Source organism: Arthrobacter agilis (assembly GCF_030816075.1).
GTDB classification, from domain to species: Bacteria; Actinomycetota; Actinomycetes; order Actinomycetales; family Micrococcaceae; genus Arthrobacter_D; species Arthrobacter_D agilis_E.
Window position 1 is genome coordinate 2,641,383 of the sequence record NZ_JAUSXO010000001.1, and the last position, 17,176, is coordinate 2,658,558.

The 17,176-nt window shown below is 71.1% G+C and carries 17 protein-coding genes; 4 read left to right on the forward strand and 13 right to left on the reverse strand.

The window, feature by feature from the left end; translation table 11 throughout:
• Positions 1-2: 2 nt before the first annotated feature.
• From QFZ50_RS12295 to pdhA, 3 genes are read right to left on the reverse strand one after another with little or no spacing between them, the layout of a single operon-like run.
• On the reverse strand, positions 3-1,604 hold the full coding sequence (locus QFZ50_RS12295) for a dihydrolipoamide acetyltransferase family protein (RefSeq protein WP_307084534.1): 1,602 nt from the start codon (positions 1,602-1,604) through the stop codon (positions 3-5).
• The gene (locus QFZ50_RS12300) at positions 1,601-2,680 is read right to left on the reverse strand and encodes an alpha-ketoacid dehydrogenase subunit beta (RefSeq protein WP_307084536.1); all 1,080 of its coding nucleotides are present in this window, start codon (positions 2,678-2,680) and stop codon (positions 1,601-1,603) included. Before QFZ50_RS12300 ends, QFZ50_RS12295 begins: the two co-directional genes overlap by 4 nt.
• A complete protein-coding gene (gene pdhA / locus QFZ50_RS12305; protein ID WP_307086800.1) occupies positions 2,677-3,834 on the reverse strand; it encodes a pyruvate dehydrogenase (acetyl-transferring) E1 component subunit alpha in 1,158 nt (385 codons plus the stop codon). Before pdhA ends, QFZ50_RS12300 begins: the two co-directional genes overlap by 4 nt.
• Positions 3,835-4,079: 245 nt before the next feature.
• Here pdhA and QFZ50_RS12310 point away from each other — a divergent pair, with 245 nt between their 5' ends.
• The 3 genes from QFZ50_RS12310 (at position 4,080) to QFZ50_RS12320 (ending at position 6,367) form a co-directional block, all read left to right on the forward strand.
• Positions 4,080-4,520, forward strand: coding sequence for an Lrp/AsnC family transcriptional regulator (locus QFZ50_RS12310; protein ID WP_307086801.1), 441 nt, complete (start codon positions 4,080-4,082; stop codon positions 4,518-4,520).
• 760 nt (positions 4,521-5,280) lie between these two features.
• Positions 5,281-5,718: a hypothetical protein gene (locus QFZ50_RS12315; protein WP_307084538.1), complete on the forward strand. Its 438-nt coding sequence runs from the start codon at positions 5,281-5,283 to the stop codon at positions 5,716-5,718.
• A gap of 46 nt (positions 5,719-5,764) precedes the next feature.
• Entirely contained in the window at positions 5,765-6,367 is a 603-nt protein-coding gene (locus QFZ50_RS12320) for a CE1759 family FMN reductase (RefSeq protein WP_307084541.1), read from the forward strand.
• A gap of 85 nt (positions 6,368-6,452) precedes the next feature.
• Here the strand turns inward: QFZ50_RS12320 and QFZ50_RS12325 are convergent, their stop codons facing one another.
• From QFZ50_RS12325 to paaA, 6 genes are read right to left on the reverse strand one after another with little or no spacing between them, the layout of a single operon-like run.
• Positions 6,453-7,229, reverse strand: a complete 777-nt coding sequence (locus QFZ50_RS12325; protein WP_307086802.1) for an enoyl-CoA hydratase/isomerase family protein — start codon at positions 7,227-7,229, stop codon at positions 6,453-6,455.
• 52 nt (positions 7,230-7,281) lie between these two features.
• Positions 7,282-8,412 (reverse strand): 1,2-phenylacetyl-CoA epoxidase subunit PaaE, encoded by a 1,131-nt coding sequence (gene paaE / locus QFZ50_RS12330; RefSeq protein ID WP_307084545.1) that lies wholly within the window; start codon positions 8,410-8,412, stop codon positions 7,282-7,284.
• On the reverse strand, positions 8,412-8,918 hold the full coding sequence (gene paaD / locus QFZ50_RS12335) for a 1,2-phenylacetyl-CoA epoxidase subunit PaaD (RefSeq protein WP_307084546.1): 507 nt from the start codon (positions 8,916-8,918) through the stop codon (positions 8,412-8,414). The genes paaE and paaD overlap by 1 nt, the downstream gene beginning before the upstream one ends.
• On the reverse strand, positions 8,918-9,742 hold the full coding sequence (paaC, locus tag QFZ50_RS12340; protein WP_307084548.1) for a 1,2-phenylacetyl-CoA epoxidase subunit PaaC: 825 nt from the start codon (positions 9,740-9,742) through the stop codon (positions 8,918-8,920). Before paaC ends, paaD begins: the two co-directional genes overlap by 1 nt.
• Complete coding sequence (gene paaB, locus QFZ50_RS12345) at positions 9,739-10,086, reverse strand: 1,2-phenylacetyl-CoA epoxidase subunit PaaB (RefSeq protein WP_307084550.1); 348 nt, start codon at positions 10,084-10,086, stop codon at positions 9,739-9,741. Before paaB ends, paaC begins: the two co-directional genes overlap by 4 nt.
• A gap of 1 nt (position 10,087) precedes the next feature.
• The gene (gene paaA, locus QFZ50_RS12350; RefSeq protein WP_307084552.1) at positions 10,088-11,071 is read right to left on the reverse strand and encodes a 1,2-phenylacetyl-CoA epoxidase subunit PaaA; all 984 of its coding nucleotides are present in this window, start codon (positions 11,069-11,071) and stop codon (positions 10,088-10,090) included.
• Between the two features lie 119 nt (positions 11,072-11,190).
• Between paaA and QFZ50_RS12355 the strand changes: the two genes are divergently transcribed.
• Positions 11,191-11,802, forward strand: coding sequence for a TetR/AcrR family transcriptional regulator (locus QFZ50_RS12355; protein WP_307084554.1), 612 nt, complete (start codon positions 11,191-11,193; stop codon positions 11,800-11,802).
• A gap of 216 nt (positions 11,803-12,018) precedes the next feature.
• On the opposite strand, the gene paaZ is transcribed toward QFZ50_RS12355, so the two are convergent.
• The 4 genes from paaZ to QFZ50_RS12375 are packed head-to-tail and all read right to left on the reverse strand — an operon-like array spanning position 12,019 to position 16,997.
• Positions 12,019-14,106: a phenylacetic acid degradation bifunctional protein PaaZ gene (gene paaZ / locus QFZ50_RS12360; RefSeq protein WP_307084556.1), complete on the reverse strand. Its 2,088-nt coding sequence runs from the start codon at positions 14,104-14,106 to the stop codon at positions 12,019-12,021.
• 52 nt (positions 14,107-14,158) lie between these two features.
• A complete protein-coding gene (locus QFZ50_RS12365) occupies positions 14,159-15,046 on the reverse strand; it encodes a 3-hydroxyacyl-CoA dehydrogenase family protein (protein ID WP_307084558.1) in 888 nt (295 codons plus the stop codon).
• A complete protein-coding gene (locus QFZ50_RS12370; RefSeq protein ID WP_307084560.1) occupies positions 15,043-15,789 on the reverse strand; it encodes an enoyl-CoA hydratase/isomerase family protein in 747 nt (248 codons plus the stop codon). The genes QFZ50_RS12365 and QFZ50_RS12370 overlap by 4 nt, the downstream gene beginning before the upstream one ends.
• A complete protein-coding gene (locus QFZ50_RS12375; RefSeq protein WP_307084563.1) occupies positions 15,789-16,997 on the reverse strand; it encodes a thiolase family protein in 1,209 nt (402 codons plus the stop codon). The genes QFZ50_RS12370 and QFZ50_RS12375 overlap by 1 nt, the downstream gene beginning before the upstream one ends.
• Positions 16,998-17,176 lie beyond the last annotated feature (179 nt).

The following is a 17,176-nucleotide window of genomic DNA, read 5'->3' on the forward strand; positions in this document are numbered from 1 at the left end:
GGTCAGAGGTCCGCGAGCATCGCTCCGGGGTTCTCCATCGCGTCCGCGACGAACCGCAGGAATCCTCCGGCGGTACCGCCGTCGCAGACGCGGTGGTCGAACGCGAGCGTCAGTTCGGTCACCTTCCGCACGGCGAGCTGCCCATCGACCACCCACGGCCGGTCGATGATCCGGCCCATGCCGAGGATCGCCGACTCCGGGTAGTTGATGATCGCAGCACTGCCGTCCACGCCGAACACCCCGTAGTTGTTGAGGGTGAACGTGCCGGACGACAGGTCGGCGGGCGTCGCCTTGCCGCTCCGGGCGAGGGCTGCCAGACGGCGGATCTCCGCGTCGAGCTCCCGTGCGGACATGGTGTCCGCACGGCGGACGCCAGGAACGACCAGACCCCGGTCCGTCTGCGCGGCGATGCCGAGATTGACACCCTCGACACGGACGATCTCCAGGCTGCCGTCGTCGAGCGTCGCCACCCTGCTGTTCAGTTCCGGGTACCGGGCCAGGCCGGCGACGACGAAACGGGCCACGAAGGACAGGATCCCGGGCACGGCGTCGGGGGTCTTCCGCTTCATCCCTTCGCGCAGCTCGACGAGGGCCGTCACGTCCACGTCCACCCATACGGTCGCCTCGGGGATCTCGCGCCGGCTGCGGGACATCGCCTCGGCAATCGTCCGGCGGACGCCCCGGACGGGGATGCGTTCGAGGACCGTCAGCCCCGACCTGGAGTCAGCCGCTGCAACCGTCTCCACCCCGTCGGCGCGAGACGCGGCGGCGCGCTCCACGACGGGTCGGGCGGCGTCACCGACGTGCGACAGTGCCGCGATGGCCTGCTCGACGTCGCGGCGCAGGATGAGCCCCTTCTCCCCCGAACCGCGAAGACCCTCGAGGCGCAGGCCGTGGTCGCGCGCCAGTTTCCGCACGAGCGGTGAGACGCACAGGGGGGCGGCGACCGCCGTGCGGTCCACGCCGGCCGGAGCGGAGCTGGAGGGACCGGAAGCTGCCGCAGTGGCGGGCGCTCCGACGGCGCCTGCGGGAGGCGTTCCGCCGGAGCGTGAGGACGTCCGGCGGGGACGCCGCCGTCCGCCCGTGAGGCCACCGGGCGTGCCGTACCCGATCAGGACATTGCCCGAACCCTCATTCGCCGTCGGCTCGCCGTCCGGATGCGTGGCCGCGACCGGCACGCCGGAGTCCTCGCGCATCGCCGACGCCGCGTCCGCGACGGCAGGTGCGTTCCCGGCGGCCGGCGCAGCTGGGGCCCCGGCGCTCGGCCGGCCGGCCGGCCCGGAAGCAGATCGGGAGACAGGGCCGGTTGCAGCGCCGCCTTCAAGCGTGGCCGCAACGGTTCCTTCCGGTCGCACGGACAGGAACGGCGCCCCGACATCGAGCACCTCTCCCGGGCGGCCGTGCAGGACGGCGACGGTACCGGCGAACGGCGACGGCACCTCGACCACGGACTTCGCGGTCTCCACCTCGGCGATCGGCTGGTCGACGGCGACGGCGTCACCCTCGGCGACGAGCCAGGAGACGAGTTCGGCCTCGGTCAGGCCCTCACCCAAGTCGGGCAGGGCGAAGACGACGAGTCCGGAACCGATGGTCGGCGCGCTCATGGCCGGTCCTCCCACTGGAGGTCGTCGACGGCGTCGAGGATGCGGTCGACGCTCGGCAGGTAGAAGTGCTCCAGCTTGGGCGACGGGTACGGGATGTCGAAACCGGTCACGCGGAGCACCGGTGCGGCGAGCGAGTGGAAGCAACGCTCCTGGACGCGAGCCACGATCTCGGACGCGACCGACGCGAAGCCGGGGGCTTCGGCGACGACGACGGCACGACCGGTCCGTCGGACACTCGCACAGACCGTCTCGTCGTCGAACGGGACGATGGAGCGGAGATCGATGACCTCGATCGAGCGCCCCTCCTCGGCCGCCGCCGCAGCTGCCGCGAGCGCCGTCGGGACGGAGGGCCCGTAGCTGATGAGGGTCGCGTCGGTGCCGGGACGTGCGACGACGGCGCGTCCGATCCTGCGCGGTGCCTCTCCGTCGTCGAAGGTGCGTCGGAGCTCGGCGAGGTCCACCTCCTCCTTGGACCAGTACAGCTTCTTCGGTTCGAGGAACACGACGGGGTCGGGGGACGCGATGGCCTCGCGCAGCATGAAGTAGGCGTCGCGGACCGTGGCCGGGGCGAGCACCGTGAGACCCGGCGTGTGGGCGTAGTAGGCCTCGGACGAGTCACAGTGGTGCTCGACCCCGCCGATCCCTCCGGCGTAGGGGATGCGGATGACGATCGGCAGGCGCACCTTGCCCTTGGTGCGGTTCGGCATCTTCGCGACGTGGCTGACCACCTGCTCGAAGGCCGGGTAGGCGAAGGCGTCGAACTGCATCTCGACCACCGGCTTCATGCCGTTCATCGCCATGCCCACGGCCATGCCCATGATGCCGGCCTCTGCGAGGGGCGTGTCGAAGCAGCGCTCCTCGCCGAAGCGTGCCGTGAGGCCGTCGGTGATGCGGAAGACGCCGCCCAGCGGGCCGACGTCCTCGCCGAACATCAGCACGGCGGCGTCGGCCTCCATGGCATCTGCGAGGGCGGCATTGAGTGCCTTGGCGAACGTCGTGGCCCGGGGCGCCGGCACTGCTCCGGCACCCGCCCGGCCGCCGATGCCCGGCGCGGGAGCCTCCGTGGTCTGCGTCATCGCTGGTCCCCTTCCATCGAGCCGCCGGTCCCGGCCGCTGCCGCGTCCGCGTCGCGCTCCAGTTCCTCGCGCAGCAGTGCGGCCTGCTCGCGCAGCTGCGACGTCTTCTCCGTGTACACGTACTCGAAGAGCTCCTGCGGGTTCACATCGACCTCCGTGTTGAGCCCCGCGCGGATCGCGGCGGCGACGACGTCCGCTTCGTCGGCGAGGATCCGCTCGCCCTCGTCCGTCAGCAGGTCCAGCCCGCGCAGGTAGGCGCGCATCCTCACGATGGGATCCTTCGGTACCCAGCGCTCGACGTCGTCGGCGGAACGGTACCGGGTGGCGTCGTCCGCATTGGTGTGTGCCTGCATGCGGTAGGTGTGCGCCTCGACCAGCGAGGGGCCGCCGCCGTCGCGCGCCCTGTCCACGGCGGCGCCCAGCACGGCGAGGAGCGCAGCGAGATCATTGCCGTCCACGCGCTCCCCGGGCATGCCGTACCCGATGGCCTTGTGGGCCAGGGAGGGAGCCACGGTCTGGTTCTTCAACGGCACGGAGATCGCGAACTCGTTGTTCTGGATGAAGAAGACCACGGGGACGTGGAAGACGGCGGCGAAGTTCAGGGCCTCGTGGAAGTCCCCCTCGCTCGTCGCACCGTCACCGCACATGGCCAGGACGACTGTGGATTCGCCCCGCAGTTTCGCGGCGTGGGCGACGCCGACGGCGTGCAGCAGCTGCGTGGCGAGCGGCGTCGCCTGCGTCGCGACGCGGTGCTCGTAGGGGTCGTAGCCCGCATGCCAGTCGCCGCGCAGCAACGTGAGCACCTCGAGCGGATCGACGCCGCGCGTGATGACGGCGACGGTATCGCGGTAGGTGGGGAACAGCCAGTCCTCCTCCCCGAGGACGACGGCGGCCGCGACCTGGCACGCCTCCTGGCCGTGCGACGACGGGTAGACCGCCAGCCGCCCCTGACGGACGAGTGCATTGGCCTGGTCGTTGATCCGGCGTCCCGCGACCAGGCGACCGTAGGCGTCCAGCAACCGTCGGCCGTCCGGAAGGGGGTAGCGCTCGTCGTGGCTCGCGTGCCCGTCGGGATCCACGAGCTGCACGGGATCCACCGAGGGGAGCAGGGCGTGCGCCGCCGTCGACGGTGTTCCGCCGGGCGCTCCGCCCATCAGGGTTCCGCGTCCTTCGTTCGTTGCCGTACTCATTCCGCCTCCATCACGGGCCGCACAGGCGGCGCCTCTTCCAGCAGGGAACGGTAGCTCCGGCGCTGGATGCTGTGTAGATCCAGTATGGTCAGCGGGCTCCTTTTGTATCCATGAACTTGCAGGACTCTGGATGATTGCGATCGATTGACGGTATTCTTTGGACGAATTGGCAGTGTGAGCTGGATTACGCGAAGGAGCGTGGACACGTGATGGACGGAACCCTCGACGACGTCGATCGGAAGATCCTCGCTGAACTGACGAGGGACGGCCGACAGTCCGTCACCTCCGTGGCCGAGCGGGTGCATATCTCCCGCGCCCACGCGTACTCGCGCATTGCGCGGCTGACCGAGGGCGGCGTCGTCACTCGCTTCACGGCGATCATCGACCCGGCGAAGGCGGGCCTCCGGTCATCCGCCTACGTGACCCTGAAAGTGCGGCAGCACTCCTGGCGGGAACTCCGGGAGAAGCTCCGGAACGTCCCGGAGGTCCACCACATCGCGCTCGTCGGCGGCGATTTCGACGTGATCCTGCTGGTGCGGGCGGAGGACAACGTGGGGCTGCGCCGCGTGATCTTCGATCAGCTCCAGTCCATGCCGGGTGTGCTCGACACCCAGACCTTCCTCGTCTTCGAGGACCTCGACACGCGCTGAGCCGCCGACCGTCGGACCCCATGGCAGTCCTACCCATCGCGTTCCCCCCGGTGCGCCTGCATAATGACGGGGCAGGCTCGCTGCGCCGGCACAACTGACATCTTCACTGGGGGAACAATGACGGACACCGATTCTTCGCGCGGCCTGGAGGACGACGACGGACGGCGCGCCGGACACGGACACGGATACCGAGGGATCCCGCCGATCCCGCCGGGGCCGTTCGCCTACCAGCCGACCCGACAGAGCCCAGTTCCCGTGTTCCAGGCACCCGCGCCCGCCGCCCCGGCACGGCACCGCCCCTCCGGGCAGCCGGCAGGGCAGCCAGGCCATGCGGACGGATCCAGCCCGTACCTGTCGGGCACCGCACGGCCGCACGACCGTTACGGCACGGCGGAATCCAGGGCGCCCGGCCCCTACGACGGGCCCGACCCCTACAGCGGACCCGACCGCCGCCCGGGAGGACAGCCTCCCGGCGCGGTGGTCTGCCCGTCTGGGGCTGGGTGCTGATCGGAGGGGGCGTGCTGTTCGTCGGCGTGATCAGCATCGTGGTGACGCTGGTCGTCATCGGCTTGACCGCCGGAGCCGGCAACGGATTCGAGCCGGGGGCCCGACGGCGATCGCCGCCCCCCGGTCCACCGACGACTCCGGCGTCGACGACCCGACCGCCGGGGCCGCCATCGACGTCCCGGCCTGGCAGCCGCTCGACGTCTCGGCGTCCTTCACCACGCCTCCGTCCTGGAGCCTGCCCCCGGACCCGTGGGTGCTCGACGAACTGCCCGCGGAGGGCATCTCGTTCCTCAGCAACGCGAACGGGTGCGACATGACACTCGAGCAGGCGTTCATGGAGTCGCTCGAGGGCGACGAGGACCTCACGAGCGATGCCACGGCCACACTCAGCTACATGACCGTCCTGCTGGACTACTTCGCGGAACTCGAGGGCGTGGGGACGGACGGCATCGCCGGCACGGTGCCGCTCGGCATCGATGTCCCGGGCGCCCCCACCCTGGAACTCGCCACGACCACCCTCCCCGGACTGACGCTCGACGGGCAGGAGGGGGTGCGCTTCGTGGCCACCCGGGCGATGCCGGCAAGCGGCGGCGTGGTGAGCACCATCATCACCTGCCCGTCGGCGGTTGCCGCCGATCCTGCCTACTTCGAGCAGGTCGTCGAGGGTCTGTTCATCCTGCCGACGCCCTGACCCGGCCCTCCGAGGGAATGCCGGACAGCGCCGCGTTGAGCACTACATGCATACGTATGAAATTGGGACCGTCCGACCGGCGCCGGAGAGGGTCAGGCTCGTGGTCCTCGCGGCGGGGGTGGGAACGCCCTCGTCCAGCAGGCTGCTGGCCGACCTGCTCACCGACCAGGCGGTGACGGCGCTCGCCTCCACCGGAACGCAGGTGGAACCCGAGGTGATCGAGCTCCGTGAGCTGTTCGGCGACATCGCTGCGGCCTTCACCGGCCCGGTCAGCGACCGCCTCCGGGAAGCGCTCACGACCGTCGGCGCCGCCGACGCCCTCGTGGTCGTCACGCCCGTCTTCGCCGGCTCCTACAGCGGCATGTTCAAGGCGTTCATCGACCTGCTCGATCCGGCCTCGATCGTGGGCACCCCGACGATCATCGGCGCGACGGGCGGGAGCCTCCGCCACGCGCTGATGCTGGATCACGCGCTGCGGCCGCTGTTCGCCTACCTGCGGGCCGCCGTCGTACCCACGTCGGTGTTCGCCACGGCCCCCGACTGGGCCGGCGAGGCAGATTCGCACGCTCTCCACGAGCGTGCACGCCGGTCCGCCGGTGAACTCGCGCGCGCCCTGGGGAGCAGCGCGGCCCTCGATCTCGCAGTGTGACGACCGGACCGGTTCCCGCGGCACCGGGGATCACCGGGCGCGTGGACATCACTCCGTCCGCCGGAGGTCGTGAGCCGGGCGCCCGTCAGCGGAAGCGCGGCGCCCGCTTCTCCCTGAACGCCTCGAGGCCCTCGCGGTAGTCGTCCGAGACCCCGAGCACGCCCTGCACGTCGTTCTCCCCGCGGATGGCATCCCACAGGCCGAGGCGCTCGTCGCGGATCCGGCCGACGAGCTGCTTCGAGGCGACGAAGGCCTGCAGCGGCCCCTGCGCGGCCCGGGCCGCCCGGGACCGGGTGAAATCGAGCAGGTCCGCCGCGGGTACTGCCCGGCTGAACAGTCCTCCCGCGACGGCTTCGGCGCCGCTCATGAGCTCCCCCGTGTACATGAGGTCGAGGGCGCGGTGCGGACCGAGCCGCTCCGTGAACAGCCAGTGTCCGCCCGAATCGAGGGCGAGCCCCAGATTCGCGAAGGGCGAGCCGATCTTCGCGTCCTCCGCCACGTACACCACGTCCGTCGCGAGGAGCAGGCCGAGCCCGACGCCGAGGCAGGCGCCCTGCGCAGCGGCGAAGGTCGGCGCGGGGAAGTCCGCCATCATCCGCAGCAGCGGTGTCAGCGCGGCATCGAGGAAGGCGTGGGCGTCGTCGGACCCGGGTTCGATGGAGCCGAGGTTCCGCCCGGCGCAGAACGCACGGCCCTCTCCCCGCAGCACCAGGGCCCGGACCGTTCCCCCACGCACACCGGCGGCGGCGTCGTCGTAGGCGGAGGCGAGGTCGGCGAGCGCCTCCTCGTCCACGGCGTTGAGCCGGTACGGGGCGTCGAGCACCACCTCGGCGATGCCGTCCGTGACGGTCAGCCGGACCATGGAGGTGGGGTCGCTGCTCGACGGCGTCGGTCGTGCGGACATGGAGGCGCTCCTAGGCGTCGTAGTCGACGGTGACGGCGTCGCTGGTCGGGTGGGACTGGCACGTGAGGACATAGCCGGCGGCGATCTCGTCGGGTTCCAGGGCGTAGTTCTCCTCCATGGCCACGGTGCCCTGGACGAGCTTCGCCCGGCAGGTGCCGCACACTCCACCGGCACAGGCGAAGGGGACATCGGGGCGCACCCGGAGCGCCGCGTTGAGGATCGACTCACGCGCATGCGTGGGACTCTGCACGGATCCCTGGAGCCCGTCGAGATTGAACGAGATGGTGTAGTTCTCACCGCCGGCGTCCGGCGCCACGGGCCGGCCGATGCTGCCTTCGGGCCGGGCCGGCTCACCCGTGGTGAACAGCTCGAAGCGCACGGCGTCCGCCGGCACACCCCGCGCGGACAGGAAGTCCCGGCAGAGCTGGACCAGCTCGAAGGGCCCGCAGAGGAACCACTCGTCCACGCGGTCGGTCGCGATGACGGTGCCGAGCAGCTTCTCCAGCTTCTCGGCGTCGATGCGTCCCGAGAGCAGCGGCGAGATGCGCTGTTCGCGCGACAGGACGTGATGGACCGCGAAGCGGGAGGGGTAGCGGTCCTTCAGGTCCGCGAGCTCCTCGAGGAACATGACGTCCATCGCGGCGCGGTTCGCGTACACGAGGTCGAACCGGACGTGCGGACCACTCGCGAGCATCGAACGGGCGATCGAGATCACCGGCGTGATGCCGGAACCGGCCGCGACGGCGACCAGGGAGACAGCCTGCTCCCCCGGCGTCGTCCGCGGCGTGAACTGCCCGAGCGGGCTCATCACGTCGAGGGTGTCCCCGGCCTTCAGCGACTCGTTGGCCCAGGTGGAGAAGACACCGCCGAGGTCGCGCTTGACCGCGACGCGCAGTTCGCCGGGTCGAGGGTCGGCGCAGATCGAGTAGCTGCGCCGCACCTCCTTCGGCTCGCCGTCGACATCCAGCGTGGTGCGCAGGGCCACGTACTGGCCGGGGAGGTAGTCGTACTTGTCCTGCAGGTCGGCGGGCACGTCGAGGGTGACCTCGACGGCGTCCTCCGTGAGGCGGCGGACGCTGCGGACGGTGAGGGCGTGGAAGGCGCTACGCCGTTTGGTCGAGGGGGCGAGGACGACGGCCATCAGTGCACCTTGAAGTAGTCGAAGGGTTCCCTGCAGGAAGTGCAGACGTAGAGCGCCTTGCAGGAGGTGGATCCGAAGCGTGTCAGCTCCCGGGTGTCCAGCGAGGAGCACTGGGGGCACTTGACGCTCAGTCCGATCCGCACGGGGCCGGCCGCCGCCTTCCCCGTGGGCGGCGCGATGCCGTACTCCTCGAGCTTGGCCTTGCCGTCGTCGGTGAGCCAGTCGGTGGTCCAGGCCGGCGAGAGCGTGAGGCGGACGGCGACGTCGTCGTACCCGGCACGGTGGAGCGCTGCCGTCACGTCGTCGCGGATGGCGTCCATCGCAGGGCATCCCGAGTAGGTCGGCGTGATCGTCACGAGCACCTGGCCGGACTCGGCCACGTGGGCGTCGCGGAGGACGCCCAGGTCCTCGATGGTGAGGACGGGGATCTCCGGGTCGCAGACGGTGGCCGCGATGTCCCAGACGGCGGCGTCCGTCCCGGCAGCGGGACGCAGGTCGGCGACCATCACCACGACGCTCCCGGGTGCTCGCGGGCGAGCACCTGCAGTTCGGCCAGGAGATAGCCGAGGTGTTCGCTGTGGCGGCCGAGGCGGCCTCCACCCACCGCCCCGGGCACGGCCGGCAGCTCGAGCCCGGCTTCGTCGAGGACGGCCGCGATCGCCGCGTCGAACGGCGCGCGGAGGGTGCTGGGCCGGACCCCTGCGCCGCCGAGTTCGTCGATGAGCGGGTAGTCCACGAACAGTTCGTCGACGTAGGGCCAGGTCAGCTTGAGGCCCGCGATCATGCGGCGGCGTGATTCGTCGGTGCCGAGCGCGAGGCGGAGCACCCACTGGATGCTGTGGTCACGGTGGTAGTCGACCTCCTTGACGGCTTTCGCGGCGATCGCCGCGAGCGTCGGGTCGGTCGAACCGACGAGTCGCGAGTAGAGCTCCCACTGGTACAGGGCGACAACGAGCTGCCGCGCGATCGTGCGGGCGAAGTCGCCGTTGGGCTGCTCGACGAGGTGCACGGAGCGGAACTCGGGCTCCCGCCGGAAGTAGGCGAGGTCGTCCTCCGTCCTGTCCCAGGCGCGTCCCGCGTAGGTCAGGAAGGACCGGGCGTGCCCGATCTGGTCGAGAGCGATGTTCGCGAGCGCGACGTCCTCCTCGAGCTCCGGCGCCCGGGAGATCCACCAGCCCAGACGCTGCGCCAGGATGAGGGCGTCATCGCCCAGCCACAGCGCGTACTGCGCCACGGCGTCGTCCGGCCGGGCCTCCAGCAGCGCGATGTCCTCGGGCCGCAGCGCGTTGCCCGGGGTGATGCGGGTGGCGCTGGCATTCGCCTCGCTCACAGGTGCTTCACCCCCTCGCTCTTCGTGTAGTACGTGGCGTGCCGGTAGTCCTTGCCCTGCGGCGACTCGAAGAACGCGTCCTTCGCGTCGGGGTCGCTGGTCACGACGGCCGACGCCGGGACCACCCAGAGGCTCACGCCCTCGTTGCGCCGCGTGTAGAGGTCCCGGGCATTGCGGACGGCCATCTCGGCGTCCGGGGCATGCAGGGATCCCGCGTGGACGTGGGAGAGCCCGCGCGAGGACCGCACGAAGACCTCCCAGAGCGGCCATGCGGCGCGCGCTTCCTGCGGGCCCGTGGACGGCGCCGTCGCGCCGTCGTCACCTGTCGTCGATCCGCCGGTCATCCTAGGCCACCTTCGCCGTCGCGCGCCCGGCTGCCTGCTTCGCGGCATAGGCCGCTGCGGCCTCCCGCACCCAGGCGCCCTCCTCATGGGCCTCCCGGCGCCGCTCCATGCGCTGCGCATTGCACGGCCCGCGGCCCGCGAGGACCTCCCTGAACTCGTTCCAGTCGAGGGGTCCGTGCTCCCAGCGGCCGGTCTCCTCGTTGTATCGGACGTCCTTGTCGGGCAGTTCCAGCCCGAGGACCCTGATCTGCTCGACCATCATGCCGACGAAGCGCGAGCGCAGCTCGTCGTTGGAGAAGCGCTTGATGTTCCACTCCATCGACTTCTGCGAGTTGGGCGACTCCTCGTCCGGAGGCCCGAACATCATGAGCGACGGCGCGTACCAGCGGTCGACGGCGTCCTGTGCCATGGCGCGCTGCTCCGGGGTGCCGTTGGCGAGCTCGAGCAGGATCTCGAAGCCCTGCCGCTGGTGGAAGGATTCCTCCTTGCAGATGCGCACCATGGCCCGTCCGTAGGGTCCGTAGGAGGCACGGCAGAGGGGCACCTGGTTGCAGATCGCCGCTCCGTCGACGAGCCAGCCGATCGCACCGATGTCCGCCCACGTCAGCACGGGGTAGTTGAAGATGCTCGAGTAGCGTGCCTTGCCGGCGATCAGGTCCTCGGTCATGCGGTCACGCGATGTACCGAGGGTCTCGGCGGCCGAGTAGAGATAGAGGCCGTGGCCCGCCTCGTCCTGCACCTTGGCCATGAGGACGGCCTTGCGCTTGAGGGACGGCGCCCGGGTGATCCAGTTGGCCTCGGGCTGCATGCCGATGATCTCGGAGTGCGCGTGCTGGGAGATCTGCCGGGTCAGCGACTTGCGGTAGTCCGCGGGCATCCAGTCACGCGGCTCGATCCGGGAGTCCCGGGCGATGATCTCGTTGAAGAGCCGTTCCCCGGCGGCGTCGTCCACACGGCTTCCCGGGTTCGTCACTGTCGTCGTCATGGTGCCTGCCTCGCTCGTCTGGACGCCCGGTTTATTTACCGACCGTTCGTTCAGTATAGGGAGGGCAGCCACGGAGGGTCAACGGCCGGCCGACCGAACGGTCGTGCAAAAATGACAGCATGACCGTCGCCGACCCCACGCCGTCCCCCACCCGCCGCGGGCGCCCGGGCTACGACCAGCAGTCGGTCCTGGCCGTCGCGGTCACGGCCTTCAACCGTCACGGCTACGAGGCGACGTCGATGGGGATGCTGGCCGAGGAGCTCGGCATCAGCAAGTCGGCGATCTACCACCACGTCCCGTCCAAGGGCGAACTGCTGCGGCTCGCCCTCGACCACGCGCTCGGCGGTCTCGAGGCGGTGCTCTCCGCGCCAGGGGCTGCTGCCGGCGCCGCCGATGCACGCCTGGAGTTCGTCCTCCGCGGGACCATCGCCGTCCTGACCGAACGGCTCCCCTTCGTGACCCTGCTCCTGCGCTTGCGCGGCAACACGCAGATCGAGCGCGAGGCACTGGAGCGACGGCGCACGTTCGACCGCGAGGTGGCGGCCCTGGTGGACGCCGCCCGCCACGAGGGGTCCATCCGCAGCGACATCGACCCCCGCACCACCACGCGCCTGATCTTCGGGACCATCAACTCGATCGTCGAGTGGTACCGGCCGGGCGGACCCCTGTCGGCCGAAAAGCTGGCCGACGACGTCATCGTCATGGTGTTCGACGGGCTCCACCGGCGGTAACCGCTCCGCCACGGGGCGGGGCAGCAGCTCCACGCCGTCACGGGGTGGGCCAGCAGCTCAGCGCCGGGCACCGCTCCGCCACGGGGCAGGGCGGCCGCTCAGCGCCGGGCGCCGCTCCGTTACGGGGCAGGCCAGGGCCGACCATGCCACCCGACGGGCGGACCGCTGCGCGTCCGGCGGTAGCGCCGGACGCGCAGTGGCGGCGCTGCTTCGGCGCTACTTCCGCACGAGGGTCAGGACGTCGTAGGTCGCCACGATCTCGTCGTCCTGGTTGTGCAGGACGGCGTCCCACGCCACCTCGCCGTACTCGTCCGTCTCCCGTGGCGTGATCCGCTTGGCCGTCAGTGTCACGCGGATCGAATCCCCCGCGGCGACCGGCGTGATGAACCGGAGGTTCTCCAGGCCGTAGTTCGCCAGCACGGGCCCGGGCGCGGGATCCACGAAGAGCCCCGCACCCCAGGACAACAGCAGGTAGCCGTGGGCAACGATGCCCGGGAAGAAGGGGTTGGCGGCGGCTGCCTCCTCGTCCGTGTGGGCGTAGAAGGTGTCGCCCGTGGTCTTGGCGAACGCCGCGATGTCCTCGAGCGTGACCCGCCGCAGCCCGGAGCGGACCGCGTCGCCGATGCGCAGCGTGGCGAGGTCCTTGCGGAACGGGTGCCCGTCGTCGAACCGGCGGTCGGCACCCGTGTGCCATTCGCCCGTGATGCTGGTGAGCATGTTCGGCGATCCCTGCACGGCCGTGCGCTGCATGTGGTGCAGCACCGAGCGCATGCCGCCGAGCTCCTCGCCACCGCCGGCACGCCCGGGCCCGCCGTGCACGAGGTGCGGGACGGGCGAGCCGTGCCCGGTGGAGGTGCGGGCGTCCTCACGGTTGAGGATCAGGACGCGGCCGTGGTGCGCGGCGATCCCGAGCACGAGTTCCTGTGCCACCGCCGGATCGTTCGTGCAGACCGTGGCGACGAGGGACCCGGACCCGAGGGCGGCCAGGCGGACGGCGTGCGGCAGGTCGTCGTAGCCGATGACCGAGGCGACCGGGCCGAAGGCCTCCACCGAGTGCAGTGCGCCGGCCTCCACGTCCTTCCACGTGAGCAGCACGGGTTCCATGAAGGCCCCTCCCGGCGCCTTGCCGGACGTGTTGTCCGCGAGCACGACGTCGGGTGCGTCGAGTGAGCCGAACGCCACGGACGCACCGCCGGCGATCAGCTCCCGCACCGCGTCCTGGACGCCCTCGAGCTGTGCGAGCGACGCGAGCGCGCCCATCGTGACGCCGTCGGCGCGCGGATCACCGAGCCTCACCCGGGAGCGGATCCGCTCCCCGGCGGCCCGGACGACGTCGTCGACCAGCGCCTGCGGCACGATGGACCGGCGGATGCTCGTGCACTTCTGGCCCGCCTTCACCGTCATCTCGGTGACCAGGGACTTCACGAAGGCGTCGAACTCGGGCGTGCCCGGCGCCGCGTCCGGGCCGAGGATCGCGGCGTTGAGCGAATCCGTCTCGCAGGTGAAGCGCACCCCGCCCCGCTCGACCGACGGGTGGGACTTGAGGTGGTTGGCCGTCGACGCCGAGCCGGTGAAGGACACGAGGTCCCGGTAGTCGAGGTGATCGAGGACGTCGCGCGCCGGCCCGGAGATGAGCTGCAGCGAACCGGCCGGCAGGATCGCCGAGCCGATGATGAGCTTCACGACGGCGGCGGTCAGGAATCCGGTGGGCGTCGCGGGCTTCACGATGGTCGGCACACCGGCGAGGAAGGCGGGGGCCAGCTTCTCGAGCATGCCCCACACCGGGAAGTTGAAGGCATTGATCTGCACGGCGACACCGGGGATGCGCGTGTGGATGTGCGTGCCGAGGAAGGAACCGTCCTTGGAGAGCACCTCGGGCGGTCCGTCGACGATCACGTGGGAGTTGGGCAGCTCGCGGCGCCCCTTCGACCCGAAGGTGAAGAGCACCCCGATGCCGCCGTCGATGTCCACCATCGAGTCGACCTTCGTGGCCCCGGTCTTCGCGGACAGCTCGTACAGCGGCTCGCGGTGCGCGTTCAGGTACTGCGCGAGCTCCTTGAGCTTCAGGGCACGCTCGTGGAAGGTGAACCGTCCGAGTGCGGCCTGGCCCGTGGTCCGCGCGAAGCGGACGGCGGCAGCGGTGTCGATGCCGGCCGTGCTGACGACGGCGAGCTCCTCGCCCGTGCTGGCGTCGCGGACCACTGTCCCGTCGTCGTCCGCGGCAGTCCTCTCCGGCGTCCACCAGGCGTCCTCGATGAAGCTGGGGACGACGTCGATCTGTACTCGTTCCGGGGCGGTGGTCATGTCCGCTCGCCTTTCGCTGGGTTGTCCTGGTGCTGGTACGGGTGTGCTCGGGTCAGGGAGCGGACGACGGCGGCGCGTCGTCCCACGTGAAGAAGCCTTGGCCGCTCTTGCGGCCGAGGTCGCCCCGGGCCACCGTCTCGCGCAGGATCGCGGGTGGGGTGAAGCGCGGGCCGAGGGTGGAGGCGAGGTACTCCGCGATCCCGAGGCGGACGTCCAGCCCCACGATGTCGGTGGTCCGGAGCGGCCCGACCGGGTGCTTGTAGCCGAGGACCATCGCGGCGTCGATGTCCTCCGCGCTCGCCACGCCCTCCTCGAGCATCCGCATGGCCTCCAGGGCGATCGCGACGCCGAGCCGGGAGCTCGCGAAGCCCGGGGAGTCCCGCACGACGACGGGCGTCTTGCCGAGCGCATCCACCCAGGACCGCGCGGCGGCCTGGAGCTCCGGGGACGTCCGGGCGCCGAGGACCACCTCGATCAGGGTCGAGGCGGGCACGGGGTTGAAGAAGTGGAGGCCGCAGAACCGCTCGGGGCGCCGCAGGGCTTCGGCGAGCGCGTCGACGGACAGGGAGGAGGTGTTCGTCGCGAGCCACGCGTCGCCGTCGAGGACGTCCTCGACCTCCCGCAGCGCCCGGCGCTTGAGCCCGAGGTCCTCGGGGACCGCCTCGACGACGAGGTCGCAGGAGGAGAACGACCCGTAGTCGGTGGACACCGTCACGCGGCGGGTCAGCTCCGCCAGCGGTTCCGCGGTCGTGCCGCGGTCCACGCTGCGCGCGAGTGCCTGCCGGACACGGTCCAGGCCTGCGGTGGCGGCGGGATCGTCACGCTCAACGACGACCACGCCGGAGCCGGCGAGGCAGAAGGCGTGCGCGATGCCCGCGCCCATCCGTCCGCCACCGAGCACGCCGACGCGCGCGGGCACGCCGAGGGGGAGATCGCTCATGAGGTCCTCTTCCGGTCCAGGAACTGCTGCATGCGGTCGAACTTGGCCTCCGACTCGAAGAGGACGGCCTGCGCCAGCTGGTCGATCACCGGATGCGCGTCCCTCGGTGCGTGGAACACACTCTTGGTGATGCGGACGGCCAGGGGGTCCTGTCGGCCGATGCGGTCGGCGAGCTCGTGCGCGGCCTGCAGGAGGTCCTCCGGTGCGTGGATCGCGGTGATGAGCCGGGCAGCCAGGGCCTCCTCGGCCGTGAGGATGCGGCCGGCGAGCAGGATCTCCTTGGCGAGCGGCTCCCCCACCAGCTCCTTCAGGCGCCAGGTGGCCCCGGCCGCGGGGAGGATGCCGAGGCCCGTCTCCGGGTTGCCGATCCGCAGCCGCGGCGTCCCGAGGCGGAAGTCGGCGGCGAACGCGAGTTCGGCGCCACCACCGAGCGCGTAGCCGTCGAGGGCCGCGACGACCGGCATGGGCAACGCCGCGATGCGGGCGAAGAGCGTCGAGTTGATGCCTGCCAGGGCGTCGTCACGGCGGCGCTCGCGCAGTTCGGCGATGTCGGCTCCCGAGGCGAAGACGCCGTCGGACCCCGTCAGGATCAGGGTGCGGGGCGCCGCTTCGAGGTCGGCGCAGACCGCGTGCAGCTCGTCGACCATCCGGCGGTCGATCGCGTTGCGCGCCTCGGGGCGGTGCAGCTCAACGACGAGGACATTCGAGCCGGCGCCCTCGGTGAGCTTCAGTGCTGACGGCATCAGACGGCCTCGAGGAGCATCGCGGTGCCCTGGCCGACGCCGACGCACATCGTCGCGAGTCCGAGCCGCCGGGACGGGCCCTGGAGTTCGCGCTCCATCCGGCCCAGCAGGGTGACGGCGATGCGCGCACCCGACGAGCCGAGCGGGTGGCCGAGGGCGATCGCCCCGCCGTCACGGTTGACGACGCCCTCGTCGAGGCCGAGGCGGCGGATACAGGCGAGGGACTGCGTGGCGAACGCCTCGTTGAGTTCGACGGCGCCGAGGTCCGCGACCGTCAGACCCGCACGCTCGAGGACCTTCCGCGTCGCCGGGACGGGGCCGATACCCATGATCTCCGGGGGGACGCCTGCCGAGGCGCCGTCGAGGATGCGGGCGCGCGGAGCCAGGCCGTACCGCTGGATGGCGTCCTCCGAGGCGACGATGACGGCGGAGGCGCCGTCGTTGAGCGAACTCGAGTTGCCGGCCGTGACGATCCCGTCCGGCCGGACCACGGGACGGAGTCCCGCGAGGACCTCGAGGGTCGTGTCGGCACGCGGTCCCTCGTCGGTGTCCACCGAGGACGACGTCTTCCCGCGGTTCACCTGGACGGGCACGATCTCGTCGGCGAAGTGTCCGGCCTCGATGGCCGCGAGCGCCCGCTGGTGGGAGCGGAGCGCGAAGGCGTCTGCGTCGTCCCGGGTGATCCGGTCCAGTGCGGCGAGCTCCTCCGCCGTCTCGGGCATGGAGTAGGTGGCCTTGTCCCGCGCTGCGAGCCGGGGATTGGTGAAGCGCCAGCCGATCGAGGTGTCGAGCAGGGCACCTGGTTTCGCGAAGGGTCTGTCCGGCTTCTCGAGGACCCAGGGCGCGCGGCTCATGGACTCGACGCCACCTGCGACGACGATGTCCGCGGCCCCCGCCTTCACCATGTGCGAGGCCATGATGATGGCCGAGAGCCCGGAGGCACAGAGACGGTTGACCGTGATGCCGGGCACGCTGTCGGGGAAGCCCGCGAGCAGTGCAGCGAGGCGCGCCACGTTCCGGTTCTCCTCGCCAGCACCGTTGGCGTTGCCGAGGATCACCTCGTCCACGACCGCCGGGTCCACGCCGGCACGCCGGACGACGGCGTCGAGCACGAGCGCCGCGAGGTCGTCGGGCCGGACGCTGGAGAGCGCTCCGCCGTACCGGCCCACCGGGGTGCGGACACCCCCCACCAGGAATGCCTCGGCCATGGTCGTCTCCCTCGTCGTCGCAGGTCCCGCACGCTGTTCTCCGGCCGAATTACCGAACGTTCGTTCTGTAAAGGCCCGCTCCAGAATTGCATGCCCGTTCGGCACGGTCAACCAGGACGGCGCGGCAGGACCGGGGCCGCGCCGCCGGGGCGGACGCCCGGAGCGGCAGTGGCAAGATG

Coding starts and splice junctions, on each gene's coding strand:
- QFZ50_RS12355 (WP_307084554.1), top strand. CDS start 11,191: ATGACCGTCGCCGACCCCACGCCGTCCCCCACCCGCCGCGGGCGCCCG.
- QFZ50_RS12295 (WP_307084534.1), bottom strand. CDS start 1,604: ATGAGCGCGCCGACCATCGGTTCCGGACTCGTCGTCTTCGCCCTGCCC.
- paaZ (WP_307084556.1), bottom strand. CDS start 14,106: ATGACCACCGCCCCGGAACGAGTACAGATCGACGTCGTCCCCAGCTTC.
- paaB (WP_307084550.1), bottom strand. CDS start 10,086: ATGACCGGCGGATCGACGACAGGTGACGACGGCGCGACGGCGCCGTCC.
- QFZ50_RS12325 (WP_307086802.1), bottom strand. CDS start 7,229: ATGGTCCGGCTGACCGTCACGGACGGCATCGCCGAGGTGGTGCTCGAC.
- QFZ50_RS12310 (WP_307086801.1), top strand. CDS start 4,080: ATGGACGGAACCCTCGACGACGTCGATCGGAAGATCCTCGCTGAACTG.
- paaE (WP_307084545.1), bottom strand. CDS start 8,412: ATGGCCGTCGTCCTCGCCCCCTCGACCAAACGGCGTAGCGCCTTCCAC.
- pdhA (WP_307086800.1), bottom strand. CDS start 3,834: ATGGGCGGAGCGCCCGGCGGAACACCGTCGACGGCGGCGCACGCCCTG.
- paaA (WP_307084552.1), bottom strand. CDS start 11,071: ATGACGACGACAGTGACGAACCCGGGAAGCCGTGTGGACGACGCCGCC.
- QFZ50_RS12365 (WP_307084558.1), bottom strand. CDS start 15,046: ATGAGCGATCTCCCCCTCGGCGTGCCCGCGCGCGTCGGCGTGCTCGGT.
- QFZ50_RS12375 (WP_307084563.1), bottom strand. CDS start 16,997: ATGGCCGAGGCATTCCTGGTGGGGGGTGTCCGCACCCCGGTGGGCCGG.
- QFZ50_RS12370 (WP_307084560.1), bottom strand. CDS start 15,789: ATGCCGTCAGCACTGAAGCTCACCGAGGGCGCCGGCTCGAATGTCCTC.
- paaD (WP_307084546.1), bottom strand. CDS start 8,918: ATGGTCGCCGACCTGCGTCCCGCTGCCGGGACGGACGCCGCCGTCTGG.
- QFZ50_RS12300 (WP_307084536.1), bottom strand. CDS start 2,680: ATGACGCAGACCACGGAGGCTCCCGCGCCGGGCATCGGCGGCCGGGCG.
- QFZ50_RS12320 (WP_307084541.1), top strand. CDS start 5,765: ATGCATACGTATGAAATTGGGACCGTCCGACCGGCGCCGGAGAGGGTC.